The sequence below is a fragment of the Pseudomonas sp. KH_027 genome (genome assembly GCF_057838565.1).
Window position 1 is genome coordinate 2,137,998 of record NZ_CM174470.1, and the last position, 13,585, is coordinate 2,151,582.

Here is a 13,585-nt window from a genome sequence, read left to right on the forward strand (position 1 = left end):
CTCAAGGGCCTCCAAAGCAGACCAGGCGATCAGCCAGTTGCGCCGCCTCGTGCAGTTGCCCCAGGCCGGAAAGCTCCCAGGGCTGAGCCAGGTTAGCGGCACCGCGCTGATAGCGTTGCGCTTCTGCTTCATTCAGCACGCCACGGCGCAAGGCGGCGGCGATGCACACCACGCCATCGAGTTGCTGCTGGTGGACGAAGGCCGCCCATTCGGCTGGCAGATCCAGTTCATCCTGGGGCGTCACCAGATTACCCGCGGCGCTGTACACGCCATCCTGATAGAAAAACAGCCGCACGATTTCATGCCCGCCCGCCAATGCGGCCTGGGCGAAGCGCAATGCGCGCCGCGAGGACGGTGCGTGCGGTGGGGAGAAGAGGGCGATGGCAAACTTCATGGCATACCCGGCAAGGGAAATTCTGCCGGAATGATACGGCCTGAACGCGCAAGTTGCTCGCCGCCGGCATGAAAAAGCCCGCCGAAGCGGGCTTTTCTAACAGCTGGAATCGATCAATCGTCGCTGCCGACGATGCCCAGCAACTGCAGCAGGCTGACGAACAGGTTGTAGATGGACACGTACAGGCTGATCGTGGCCATGATGTAGTTACGCTCGCCGCCATGAATGATGGCGCTGGTCTGGAACAGGATGCAGACCGAGGAGAACAGCACGAAGCCGGCGCTGATCGCCAGTTGCAGGCCGCTGATCTGGAAGAAAATGCTCGCCAGCGTGGCGCCGATCAGCACGAAGAAGCCCGCGGTGATAAAACCCGCCAGGAAGCTCATGTCCTTGCGCGTGGTCAGCACATAGGCCGACAGGCCGCAGAACACCAGGGCGGTCATGGCAAACGCCGAGCTGACGACTTCGCCGCCGTTGGGCATGTCCAGGTAGCGGTTGAGGATCGGGCCGAGGGTGTAACCCATGAAGCCGGTCAGGGCGAATGTCGCCACCAGGCCCCAGGGCGAGTTGCGTAGCTTGGCGGCCAGGAAGAACAGGCCGTAAAAACCGATCAGTACCACGAAAAAGCTTGGGTAAGGGACACGCATCTGCTGCGCCACATAAGCCACCAGGCCGCTGAAGGCCAGCGTCATGGCCAGCAGGCCATAGGTGTTGCGCAGAACGCGGCTGACTTCCAGCTGCTCGACCTGCGCGTGGCTGACTGCGTAATCTTGTTCGTGCATGGCAAAACTCCTGAAAGGACTTGGGGTTCCGTGACCAAGGTCGTAAGGGATCATAACAGAGACCTTGCCACTGCCAATCTCAAGAGTTTGACAGTGTGTTTCGTTCCGGTATTATTGCCGCCCGCACTTTTGCGGAGGTGTGGCCGAGTGGTTTAAGGCAACGGTCTTGAAAACCGTCGACTGTAACAGGTCCGTGAGTTCGAATCCCACCGCCTCCGCCATATTAAGCATTAAAGCCCTGATTATTCAGGGCTTTTTTGTTTCTGCTGTATTTGTCCCCCCGTCTTGTCTGCGTGCCTGCAGTGTCAGTAATCAGATTAGCCGAGGAGCTCAAAACCGTTTGAGCCACACCCCTGGCCAGTCTGTGCCCACCATCCCGCCCACCGTTTTAGCCAGCCAACGGCATTGTTCTGTCTACGCGCACGGCCATGGCTGAAGCGCACGCATAAAAACGGCTTGCCGCAGTACAACGACAAGCCCCATGTGCTGATCGCCGCCACTGCAACAGCGTGTCTATGGCGGAGCATGAAGCCAATAAGCGAGCAACCTAGGGGTCAGCAGCGTCCAGCGAAGTCGGAAATACCGATTCGCCAGGATGATCTATACCTTTTGGTGTGCAGATGGCCTGGATCAGGGCCATTGATGAGTTCACGGAGACATCTGTCGCTAAAGCGACCGGCATACGCGCCACGGAGGTCAATATTCATGAATGTTTTGAAGATCGCAGCCAGCGATGCCGTCCACGGTTGCTTTTACACCACGCGCGAGATTGTTTCCCTCAAAGAGACCGACTACACCGACATAGCCGCCGCGGTGATCTCGGTGGAGGATGTGCTGGACGGCGCACTGGATGTCATTCAACAGACCGGTTTCAATATCCCGCTGTTTATTGTCACATTGCCGGAGGGAGGACACGCGCCAGAAGTCGTCCCGCGTATTCGCGAGGTATTGCTACAGGTCAACGGTGCTTTCGATCCGACCCGTGCCAACGCGGAGCATTACGGCCACCAGTTGGAGACTGCGGCCAAGGCCTACGAAGAAACCCTGCTCCCGCCTTTCTTCGGCTCCCTGAAGCGCTATACGGAGGCAGGCAATTCCACCTTCGCCTGCCCCGGCCACCAGGGCGGCCAGTTCTTCCGCAAGCATCCTGCAGGACGCCAGTTCTTCGACTTCTTTGGCGAAACGCTATTTCGCGCCGACATGTGCAACGCCGACGTCAAGTTGGGCGATCTATTGATCCATGAAGGCCCGGCGCTGCTCGCGCAAAAGCATGCGGCCAAGGTGTTTAACGCCGACAAGACCTACTTCGTACTCAACGGTACCTCGGCATCCAACAAAGTGGTCACCAACGCGCTGCTCACTCCCGGCGACCTGGTCCTGTTCGACCGCAACAACCACAAATCCAATCACCAGGGTGCCCTGATCCAGGCTGGCGCCACCCCGGTCTATCTGGAAACCGCGCGCAACCCCTACGGCTTCATCGGCGGTATCGACTCCCACTGCTTTGAGGAAGCCTACCTGCGCGAACTGATCAACGAGGTCGCCCCGGACAAGGCCCAGCAGCCACGCCCGTTCCGCCTCGCGATTATCCAGCTCGGCACCTACGACGGCACCATCTACAACGCCCGGCAGGTGGTCGACCGCATCGGTCGGCTGTGCGATTACATCCTGTTCGATTCGGCCTGGGTCGGTTACGAACAGTTCATCCCGATGATGAATGACTGTTCGCCACTGTTGCTCGAGCTCGACGAGAACGACCCCGGTATTTTTGTCACCCAGTCGGTGCACAAGCAGCAGGCCGGATTCTCCCAGGCCTCGCAGATCCACAAGAAGGATCGCCATATCAAGGGGCAACCGCGCTACTGCAACCATGCCCGCCTGAACAACGCCTTCATGGCCCATGCCTCCACCAGCCCGTTCTACCCGCTATTCGCGTCCCTTGATGTGAATGCCCGCATCCATGGTGGCTGCAGCGGCCTGCGCCTGTGGGGCGACTGCGTAAAGTTCGGCATCAATGCCCGCAAGCTGGTCTTGGAAACCTGCACCATGATTCGCCCGTTCGTGCCGCGCGAAATCGATGGCCGCAACTGGCAGGATTATCCGACCGATGAGATCGCCAGTGACATCCGCTTCTTCAAGTTCCATCCGCAGGATCGCTGGCACGCCTTTCCCGGCTACGCCGACAATCAGTATTTCATCGACCCCTGCAAGCTGTTGTTCACTACCCCTGGGATCGACCCGGTGGACGGCAGCTATACCGATTTTGGCATCCATGCTGGCATCCTCGCCAACTTCCTGCGGCAGAACGGCATCGTTCCGGAGAAGTGCGACCTCAACTCCATCCTGTTCCTGCTCACGCCTGCCGAGGACTGGGCGAAGATGAGCCATCTGGTGGCGCAGATCGCCCGCTTCGAACGCTTCATCAGTGACGACGCGCCGATGAGCCGCGTACTGCCGGCTATCTACGAGCAGTACCAAGAGCGCTATCGCGACTACAGCATCCGCCAGCTCTGCCAAGACATGCACGACCTGTACCGCAACCATAACGTCAAGCAGTTGCAGACGGACATGTTCCGCAAAGCGAGCCTACCGAAAATGGCGATGACACCCCAGGACGCGCAGATCGAATACGTCCGCGGCAACGTCGAACTGGTGCCATTGGCAGACGCGGCCGGGCGTATCGCGGCCGAAGGCGCCTTGCCTTACCCGCCGGGCGTGCTCTGCGTGGTACCCGGGGAAATATGGGGTGGCGCGGCCCTGGAGTACTTCCTCGCCCTTGAAGAAGGCATCAACCGACTGCCGGGCTTCACTCCGGAACTGCAAGGTGTCTACCTGAAGCAGGAAAACGGCCGTACTCGTGCCTACGGTTACGTGCTGAAGAGCTGACCGCGCGCGCCTCTTGTGGCATTCCTGACTAATCCGGGGCCGCCACAAGAGGCGTGTTCAAAGACGCTGGAAGGGACCGCGCACAACGACAACGACTACAACCTCTACTGCCTGAAGGACGCAAGCGTCTGCCTAGAGTGCCAGTGCCTGCGGTAGGCATCAGCTAATTTTCGACAAGGAGTTCTTACCCATGAGTCTTTCACAAACACCGTTGCCTGCCGCTCTGGCACAGCGTTATCCGGTGCTGATCGTGGCCAATACCAAGGGCTATGAAGACAGCATCGTCACTCGCAGCGCCCAAGCCATCGGCCAGGCGTTACATGCCCATGAGCTGGACGTGGAAGTGCTCGGCTCCCTGGATGACGCGGAAATCGCCTTCCGTGCCGACCCGGCGTACTGCTGCGTGATCCTTGGCTGGGGCCTGTGCGAGAACGATCTGGACAAGGCGATGCAAATCATCCGGCTGATCCGTCGGCGCACCGCCCAACTGCCGATCATGCTGGGCATGAGCGAGGCTCACAAAGGCCAGGTACCGTTGGCGTTCGTCGAGAACATCGACGGGTTCATCTGGCAGCCAGAAGACAGCCCGGAATTCATCGCCGGGCGCATCGAAGCCGCCGCCCGCCGTTACCTCGATACCATCCTGCCGCCGTTCTTCGGAGCCTTGGTCAACTTCGCAGGTACCCATGAATACTCCTGGCATACCCCCGGCCACACCGGCGGCACTGCCTTCATGAAGACTGCAGTGGGACGTAGTTTTCTCGACTTCTACGGCGAGCAGATGCTGCGCTCCGACCTCAGTGTGTCGGTCGGCGAGCTAGGCTCGCTGAACGATCACTCCGGTCCGATCGCCGAGGCGGAGAAGTACGCTGCCCGGGTATTCGGTGCCGACTTCACGTTCTTCTCGGTGGGTGGTAGCTCGGCGAGTAACGAGATCGTTCTGCACTCGGCTGTGACCGACGGCGATGCCGTGCTGGTCGATCGCAATTGCCACAAGTCGCTGAACTATGCGTTGAACATGTCTGGTGCTGTGCCGCTGTACCTGCGGCCGCGGCGCAATGCGCGCGGCCTGATCGGCCCGGTGCCGCGTAGCGAACTGACCCCCGCAGCCGTAGCGCAGAAACTCGCCGACAGCCCGTTGGCGACCAACAAGCAGGCGCGCCCGGTACTGGCGGTGCTGACCAACTCGACCTACGACGGCCTCTGCTACAACGTACAGACCACAACCCGCGAGCTTAGCCAGAGCGTCGATCGCATCCACTACGATGAGGCCTGGTACGCCTACGCACGCTTCAACCCGCTGTACGAGGGGCGCTATGGCATGCACCGTGGCGAACGGCATGCCGATGACGCCACGGTGACCGTCACCCACTCCACGCACAAGCTGTTGGCGGCGCTGTCGCAGGCTTCAATGATCCACATTCGCTCGGGCAAGGTGCCGGTCAAGCCGGCGCTGTTCAACGAAGCCTTCATGATGCACACCTCGACTTCGCCGCAGTACAGCATCATCGCCTCCACCGACGTATCGGCAAAGATGATGGACGATGCCGGCGGCTACCTCACCGACGAATCCATCGGTGAAGCCATCGCCTTTCGCCAGTCCATGGTCCGGCTGGGCAACGAGGTGCGCAAACGCGACCCGAAGGACTGGTGGTTCGGCGTTTGGCAACCGGACGAGGTCAACGGCGTGCCCTTTGCCGAACTCGACCCGCAGACCCTGCGCCATGGCGACGCCTGGGTACTCAGACCGACGGCCAACTGGCACGGTTTCGGTGACCTGGGTGCCGACTACTGCATGCTCGACCCGATCAAGGTGACGGTGCTGACGCCGGGGCAAACGCTGGAAGGCGCGATGGAACCCAGCGGTATTCCGGCGCCACTGGTGTCGTCCTTCCTCTCCAGCCGCGGCATCGTGGTGGAGAAGACTGAGCCGTACTCCATCCTGCTGCTGTTCAGCCTGGGCGTGACCCGAGGCAAGTGGGGCTCGCTGGTCGCCGGCCTGATGGAGTTCAAAAAGCACTACGACAACAACGCGCCGCTGGAACTGGTGCTGCCCGATCTGGCCAGCAGCTATGCCGAGCGTTACGCCGGCATGGGCCTCAAGGATCTGGCCGAGGAGATGCACCAGGACATGCTCGCTTCGGGCATGTTGCACAACATGGACGAGGCCTACACCTTGCTACCCGACCCGGTGTCCTCGCCGCGCGAGACCTACGCCAAGTTGGTGAAAGGTCAGATCGAACAGATCGCCGTGCGTGACATGCTCGATCGTACGGTCGCTGTGCAAATCGTGCCTTACCCACCGGGTATTCCGCTGATGATGCCGGGGGAAAAAGCCGGCGCCGACAAGAAGGCCATCGTCGACTACCTGCTGGCGATGGAATTGTTCGATGGCCGGTTCCCCGGCTTCGGGCATGACAACCATGGGGTCGAGGTCGAGCGAGATGCACAGGGCCGGCTAACCTACAGGGTGTATGTGGTCAAACAGTAACGTTTAGCCACCCTTCGCCAGCGGCAGGCAGTGAGCCGTCGGACTCAGGGTCAGTGCTTTGGACAGAGCAAGGAGTAATCGATGGCTGAGTCAAAGAAAAAAATGAGCCTCATGGGGCTCACCACACTGGTGGCGGTCAACATGATGGGCTCGGGCATCATCATGCTGCCCACCAACATGGCCCAACTCGGGGCTGTCTCGCTGCTGTCATGGATCATTACCGCGGTCGGCTCCATGGCCATCGCCTACAGCTTCGCCCAGTGCGGCCTCTTCTGTCCGCGCTCCGGCGGGATGTCGGCCTATACCGAGGAGGCGCATGGCAAGTCCGGGTTCTTCCTCTGTTCGTTCTTGTACTTCCTGTCGCTGGCCATCGCCAACGTGGCTATCGCCATTTCAGCGGTGGGTTACCTGACATCGTTCTTCCCCTGGTTGGGTAGCGGCGCGGTCCCGCTGTTTGTCGGCACGGTCGGCCTGATCTGGCTAACCACCGTGGCCAACTTCGGTGGCCCGAGCATCACCGGCAAGATCGGTGCGGTCACCATCTGGGGCGTGATCATCCCAGTGGCCGGCCTGAGCATAATCGGCTGGTTCTTTTTCAAGTCGGATGTGTTTGCTGCCGCCTGGAACCCGAACAACCTGGCGATCTCCGAAGCCATCGGCAAGAGTATTCCACTGACGCTGTGGGCCTTCCTCGGCATGGAATCGGCGGCGCAAGCCTCCGATGCCGTGGAAGATCCCAAGCGCAATGTGCCGCTGGCCTGCCTGTTCGGCACCCTGGGTGCCGCAGTGGTCTACGTGCTGTCAACCGCGGTGATCCAGGGCATTGTGCCGAACGCCGAACTGGCCAACTCCTCCGCACCGTTCGCAATGGTCTACGCACAGATGTTCAATCCCATGATCGGCAATATCATCATGGCGCTGGCCGTCACGGCCTGTATCGGCTCGTTGTTGGGGTGGCAGTTCACGCTGGCGCAAACGGCCAAGGTGACGGCCGATGAGGGCATGTTCCCGAAACTGTTCGGCAAGGTCAGCGCGATGAATGCGCCCATTATCGGCATGCTCGTCTGTGGCGTGATACAGACCGTATTCGCCCTGTCGACCATTTCACCCGACGCCAGTGCCCAATTCAGCAAGCTGGTCAGTCTGGCGGCGGTAACCAACCTGATTCCCTACGTGACGGCGCTGACCGGTCTGTTGGTCATCATGTACAAGGCCGAGGTCAGCCCAGCGATTTACAGCCGTAACACGGCGGTGTTGATGGTGGCGTTGGCCTACTCGTTCTACGCCCTCTATTCCTGCGGCAAAGACGCCGTATTCGGTGGCACCCTCGTCCTTGCGGTCGGTTACCTGCTCTACGGTTTCATCGCCAAGCGCTTTGAGCCTCAAGCCACTCTGGCCGGGGTCGGCAAGCCTTAGGCGTTGTCTTCAGGACAGCAAAGACATCTGAATATGGGGAACAGGATATGAACGTACATTCACCCAAACCCGTAAGCATGCTGCTCGCCTGCCTGCTTGCGTTGCTGCCGGCGCTAGCCGGCGCCAATACCCTTGAGCGCGTGCGCGCCAACAACACCCTCACTTTGGGTTATCTGCCGGATTTTGCGCCGTTCAGCAGCCAGGATGGCGACAAGGCCAGCGGCTATGGCATCGACCTGTGCCTGAAGGTCGCCGACAAGCTCAAGACTGAGTTGGGTTTGCCCAATCTACAGGTGCGCTTCCAACCGCTGAAGGCCGACGAAGAGATCAGCGCCATCAGCGCGGGCGAGGCTGACATCCTCTGCACGCCGACCCCGGCGACGCTGGAGCGGCGTAAGGCTGTGAGCTTCTCGATCCCGGTATACACCGCCGGCCTCACCGCAGTGGTGCGCAAGGATGCACCCGAGTCGCTACTCAAAGTGCTCAATGGCGAGGTGGCGCATACTGGCCCGACTTGGCGCGCGACCCTCAATCGCGGCCTGGCGAACCACACCTATGCAGCCATCGCGGGTGGTGTCACCGAGGAGTGGATTCGTGAGCAAATGCGCGAGCTCGGCGTGGTGGCCACGCTGGTGACGGTCGAGAACAACGAGGATGGCGTGAAGCTGGTCGCCGACGGCAAAGCCAATGCCTTCCTCTCCGAACGCATGGTGCTGAAGAACTACGTGGCGAAGAGCAAGGACGCCGGGGAGTTGATGGTAGTGGGTCGCCTCTTCGAATTCGCTCCGGCGTCGATGGCGCTCGAGCGTGGCGATGAGGACTTCCGCTTGCTGGTGGATACCGTGCTGAGCGAAATGTACCGTTCAGGCGAGATCGAGCAGGCGTACATCAAATACCTGGGTCGGCTTGGAGGTACGTCCAAGCTGCTGTTCAAGGTCTATGCGCTGCCCTAGCGCCGCGACATAACCAGAAAGCACGGGGCGCCCGACCTGCGGAGTGGGCCGCCCTGGAGCTATCCGCAGGAAGAGCAGGATTGCTTCCATACAGAAAAAGTCTAAACGTTGATCAAATTAGGGAGTTGTTATGGCTATGTTGGATTTGGGTATCAACAGCGAGGGTATCGCATATGAGGTTGCGCTCGAAGTGTTGGGGAAAGGTCTTCGGCCGTATGCGTCCGGGCATCCCGTCTTGCGCAGCTAAACCGGTTGCCATCTATGCGGCAGCAGCTCGTCGACAGCACTCGCCCGCTGCGTCGGCAGGCGAGTCAGCACGTCCTTCAAATAAGCATACGGATCATGCCCGTTGAGCCGTGCCGACTGGATCAGACTCATGATCGCAGCCGCACGTTTGCCGCTACGCAGTGAGCCGGCAAACAGCCAATTCTTGCGACCTAGCGCCCATGGACGGATCTGGTTTTCCGCCCAGTTATTATCAATGGGCACCGCCCCATCATCGAGATAGCGCGACAGCGCCGTCCAGCGTTTGAGGCTGTAATCCAGGGCTTTGCCAATAGCTGAGCCATCGTGCACGAGCTGACGCTGGGCGATCATCCAGATATGCAGAGCGTCCATCACCGGTACAGCTTTTTCTTGCCGTATTCGACGGCGTAAATCCGGCTCCAGGTCGCGGACTTCACGTTCGATTTCGTACAACAACTGGATGTAGCGCAAGGCCTGTTCGGCGAGCTGGCTTTTGTTGGTGGCGTGCAGGTCGAAGAACTTGCGCCGAGCATGAGCCATGCAGCCGATCTCGGTGACGCCGAGTTCAAAGCTGGCCTTGTAGCCGCCAAAATCGTCACAGACCAGCTTGCCCTTCCAGTCGTGCAGGAAGTTGCGGGCGTGTTCTCCGGCGCGGCTGGGGCTGAAGTCGTAAACCACGGCATTCACGTCGGCAAACTGGCTGGTGGCATAAGCCCAGACGTAAGCGCGGTGGGTTTTCTTCGCGCCCGGCGTGAGCATCTGCACCGGTGTTTCGTCGGCATGGATGACGTGATGCCCAAGCACCACGTCGCGCAGCGCATCGACCAGCGGTTGCAGTTGCACGCCGCATACGCCGACCCATTGGGCCAGAGTCGAGCGCGCGATGGCCAAACCGGCTCGACCAAAAATCGATTCCTGGCGGTAGAGCGGTAAATGATCAGCGAACTTCGCGATCATCACGTGGGCCAGCAGCCCGGCGGTCGGGACTCCCTTGTCGATGACCTGCGCCGGAACCGGTGCCTGAATCAGGGTTTCGCACTGATCACAGACCCACTTGCCACGGATGTGGCGCTCGACGGTGAACACGCCCGGCGTGTAGTCGAGCTTCTCGCTGACATCTTCGCCGATACGCTTAAGGGCGCAGCCGCATGAGCATTCGGTGTTGTCCGGTTCGTGATGGATCAGGGTGCGCGGAAACTGTGGCGGCAAGGCCGTACGTTTAGGTTTTTGCCGAACCTCGGTCGAAACGAGAGCCGGTTGCAGGGCCTCAAGCTCGGCTTCGATGGCCGCGATGTCGGTGTCGATCAGGTCATCGAGCAAGCTGGTCTGGGCCGGGCTTAGCTGCTCGCTGCGCTTGGCAAACTTGAAGCGCTTGAGCTGCGCGATCTCGTGGGCCAGTTTCTCGTTAACCGTTTTGTGATGGTGGATTTGCTTGTCCATTGACTCGACTTTTTGATCGAGACTCTCGACGCGCTGCATCAACTGCGCCGCCAGAGCGCGCAGTTGTTCAGGGTTGAGCTGGTCGAGATTGGGAAGCGAAGTCATGTCGCCGACTTTGCCAGAGCAGGCCAGTACCGGCGAGAGACTCATCGGACAATTGCACGGCCAGGAAGGCCATGGCAGGCGTCACACGATAGAAATCGCGCCGCCTGGCCCGACTCTTTGCCAGGGTAAACCGAGCACCAGGGCGTGCAACTGCTCAGCGCCCAGTTCCACTTGAGCGCCGTGTCGAGAGCCCGGCCAGAAAAACTTGCCCTGATGCAGACGGCGGGCCGCCAGCCAGATACCCAACCCGTCGTGCACCAACACCTTGATGCGCGTGGCACGACGATTGGCAAACAGATAAGCACAGTGCGGCTGCGCCGCACCGAACACCGCCACGACCCGCGCCAGCGCGGTATCGGTACCGGCGCGCATGTCCATGGGATCGGTGGCGAGCCAGATCGAGTCGATGCGGATCATCGCAACAGGTCTCGAAGAAAGGTCGCGCAGGCGGCTGCGCTTTCGGTCGGCCAGTTGATCGCGACTGTTCCGCGAGGGCTTGGGACTTCGATGCGAATAGTGGCGGCGGTGATTTCTGATCGTGTCGCAGGTGCCTGTAATTTCAGCGGGATGAAGGCCGGTTGCAGGGCGACATTTTTCTGCGATTGCAGCCGAATCCACTTATGGACGAGGTTCGCGTTGAGGCTGTGGCTCAGCGCGACATTGGCAATCGAGGCCCCGGGCTGTGAGCACTCTTGTATGACTTGGGCTTTGAAGGATTTGGGATAGGAACGGCGCGTTGGCTGCATGGAATATCTGCTTAAAAAGGCTAGACGAGGTGTCCACTTAAATTGAAGTGCACACCATGTCTTGGCCTAGCAGAGCGGGCTAGATGCCTTTGCCGGACGCATACCTTCGGCCTCTCATTTCGTTGCGCGCACAAGAGCTAGAAAAAGAAAATCCATCCCGCCCGTTTTTAGCCTATCTGGACGCCCGTATCCGCGCTATTGGGGATCTTCAGGAAGACTTGCGCGTTGAGGATCGAGATACTATCGAATTAATCCTGTCGTCTGACCCGGCTAGCATATTCAAAGCATAAATGCCTTAAATATGACGTACCAGGGGCTAACAGAAAAGCAGGTCAAAGACACTGCTATGGTCAACCCCTGTTTACGCCGGGGGCTACATCCTGTTTTTCGCCTGGACGCTCAAGCACGAGAAGGGACGTTAACAGGCGGCCTTTTTGACTGGGGGCTGGCTGTCAGGACTATGAAGGGGACAGATCTATTGCAAGCCTATCGCTGTCGATATGGGGCTTCGCGACGCGGGCTAGCCTTCAAAGCTAATAGTCAATTCACTACGAAGGGAGGAGATCATGCTCGATTATTTCGCTTTGGGTCTGCTGATTTTCGTCGGGCTCGTACTGTTCTACGGGATCATCGTGCTGCACGACATCCCGTATGAAATTGCCGTTCATCGCAACCATCCGCATCAGGACGCGATTCATGCCACCGGCTGGGTCAGTCTGTTCACCCTGCACGCCATCTGGCCCTTCCTGTGGATCTGGGCGATGTTGTACCGCGAGGACCGGGGTTGGGGCTTCGGCGACGGTAAATCGCCACAAAGCCATATCCTGCATCTGGAGCAGCAGGTGGCCGAGCTGCGGCAGCGCCTGGATGTGCTCGAAGGGCAGCAGGCAGCGCCCCAACCGGCGGCATCGCAGACCCAGGGCGAGGGAATCTGAATTATGGATCTCTTACTTATCCTCACCTACACAGCCTTCTGCGTCGTCATATTCAAGATCTTTCGCATTCCGTTGAACAAGTGGTCGGTACCCACCGCTGCTCTCGGCGGGGTGGTTCTGATTGGCGCCCTGATCTTCACCATGAATTACAACCACCCGTACTCGGAGGTGGCCCGTTCGTATTTCGTTTCAGTCCCGGTGATACCGGTGGTCAGTGGCCAGGTGATCGAGGTCCCGGTGCAAACCAATCAGCCGCTGGAAAAGGGGGATGTGCTATTTCGCATCGACCCGACCCCCTTCGGGAACCGGGTGAAGTCCCTCAAGGCGCAACTGGTCTCGGCCCGGGCTGATCTTTTCCGCGCTAGCGAGCTGTTCAAGCGCAATGTCGGCAACCGCCGTGACCAGGATATTGCTACTGCCCGTGTGGAAGACTTGCAGGCGCAATTGAACATCGCCCAATTCGAACTGGACAACACCGTGGTGCGGGCACCGAGCAAGGGCTTCGTCACCCATGTTTCACTGCGCACTGGAATGATGGCGACCAAACTGCCACTGCGGCCGTCCATGGTCTTCATCCCCGATGAGGGTCATTACTTCACCGCCTGGATGCGGCAGAACAGTCAGCTGCGTTTGTCGCCGGGCGACGAGGCCGAAGTCGCCTTCGACGGTATCCCCGGCAAAGTGTTCTCGGGCAGGGTGAAGAACGTGATCTCGGTGATCGGTGAAGGACAGATACAGCCTTCGGGCACCTTGATCAGCTACACAGGCTCCCCGCCGCCGGGTCGGGTGCCGGTGATCATCGAAATCACCGACCCGGAATACGCGCAGTACAGCAAGCTGATGCCGGGGGGGGCTTATGGGCAGGCGGCGCTCTACAGCAAGCATTTCCACCATGTCGCAGTGATGCGCAAGATCCTCCTGCGCATGGCTGCCTGGATGAACTACATCTTCCCGTTCCATTGAGTCCCGCTGGACATGGTAAGGGCGCCATCGGCGCCTATACCATAAAAGCTCCGTGCCTCCTCACTGTGGCTTTCGGTTGCTGTCCATCCAGCCACTCGATCAATGCCTCGTCGAACAATACCGGGCTGAGCAGATGACCCTGTCCATGGGCTTAGCCCGGGTTGCCCAACTCGTGCAGTTGCTCGTCCGTCTCTCTACCTTTGGCCACCCGCATCCGAGTGAGCAGCA

11 protein-coding genes and 1 tRNA gene are annotated in these 13,585 nt (G+C 59.8%); 7 read left to right on the forward strand and 5 right to left on the reverse strand.

Annotated elements, in window-relative coordinates; genetic code table 11:
* Position 1: 1 nt before the first annotated feature.
* On the reverse strand, positions 2-394 hold the full coding sequence (tusD, locus tag AC3IYG_RS10090) for a sulfurtransferase complex subunit TusD (protein ID WP_489313614.1): 393 nt from the start codon (positions 392-394) through the stop codon (positions 2-4).
* Between the two features lie 113 nt (positions 395-507).
* Positions 508-1,176 (reverse strand): Bax inhibitor-1/YccA family protein, encoded by a 669-nt coding sequence (locus AC3IYG_RS10095; protein WP_489313615.1) that lies wholly within the window; start codon positions 1,174-1,176, stop codon positions 508-510.
* Between the two features lie 133 nt (positions 1,177-1,309).
* Between AC3IYG_RS10095 and AC3IYG_RS10100 the strand changes: the two genes are divergently transcribed.
* From AC3IYG_RS10100 to AC3IYG_RS10120, 5 genes are all read left to right on the forward strand, one after another.
* Positions 1,310-1,397: transfer RNA gene (locus AC3IYG_RS10100), tRNA-Ser, on the forward strand.
* A 484-nt stretch (positions 1,398-1,881) separates the two neighbouring features.
* Positions 1,882-4,062, forward strand: coding sequence for an ornithine decarboxylase SpeF (speF, locus tag AC3IYG_RS10105; RefSeq protein ID WP_489313616.1), 2,181 nt, complete (start codon positions 1,882-1,884; stop codon positions 4,060-4,062).
* 190 nt (positions 4,063-4,252) lie between these two features.
* A complete protein-coding gene (locus AC3IYG_RS10110; protein ID WP_489313617.1) occupies positions 4,253-6,553 on the forward strand; it encodes an Orn/Lys/Arg family decarboxylase in 2,301 nt (766 codons plus the stop codon).
* 81 nt (positions 6,554-6,634) lie between these two features.
* Complete coding sequence (potE, locus tag AC3IYG_RS10115; RefSeq protein ID WP_489313618.1) at positions 6,635-7,969, forward strand: putrescine-ornithine antiporter; 1,335 nt, start codon at positions 6,635-6,637, stop codon at positions 7,967-7,969.
* Between the two features lie 47 nt (positions 7,970-8,016).
* Positions 8,017-8,922 carry an amino acid ABC transporter substrate-binding protein gene (locus tag AC3IYG_RS10120; RefSeq protein WP_489313619.1) on the forward strand — a complete coding sequence of 302 codons (906 nt, stop codon included), beginning with the start codon at positions 8,017-8,019 and terminating at the stop codon, positions 8,920-8,922.
* 243 nt (positions 8,923-9,165) lie between these two features.
* Here the strand turns inward: AC3IYG_RS10120 and tnpC are convergent, their stop codons facing one another.
* From tnpC to tnpA, 3 genes are all read right to left on the reverse strand, one after another.
* Positions 9,166-10,713 (reverse strand): IS66 family transposase, encoded by a 1,548-nt coding sequence (gene tnpC / locus AC3IYG_RS10125; protein ID WP_489313884.1) that lies wholly within the window; start codon positions 10,711-10,713, stop codon positions 9,166-9,168.
* Between the two features lie 81 nt (positions 10,714-10,794).
* Positions 10,795-11,130, reverse strand: coding sequence for an IS66 family insertion sequence element accessory protein TnpB (gene tnpB / locus AC3IYG_RS10130; RefSeq protein ID WP_489310535.1), 336 nt, complete (start codon positions 11,128-11,130; stop codon positions 10,795-10,797).
* Positions 11,127-11,459: an IS66-like element accessory protein TnpA gene (tnpA, locus tag AC3IYG_RS10135; protein ID WP_489310536.1), complete on the reverse strand. Its 333-nt coding sequence runs from the start codon at positions 11,457-11,459 to the stop codon at positions 11,127-11,129. Before tnpA ends, tnpB begins: the two co-directional genes overlap by 4 nt.
* A 566-nt stretch (positions 11,460-12,025) precedes the next feature.
* On the opposite strand from tnpA, the gene AC3IYG_RS10140 reads away from it, so the two are divergent.
* Positions 12,026-12,394 carry a DUF3302 domain-containing protein gene (locus AC3IYG_RS10140; protein ID WP_489313620.1) on the forward strand — a complete coding sequence of 123 codons (369 nt, stop codon included), beginning with the start codon at positions 12,026-12,028 and terminating at the stop codon, positions 12,392-12,394.
* A 3-nt stretch (positions 12,395-12,397) separates the two neighbouring features.
* On the forward strand, positions 12,398-13,357 hold the full coding sequence (locus tag AC3IYG_RS10145; protein WP_489313621.1) for an HlyD family secretion protein: 960 nt from the start codon (positions 12,398-12,400) through the stop codon (positions 13,355-13,357).
* Positions 13,358-13,585 lie beyond the last annotated feature (228 nt).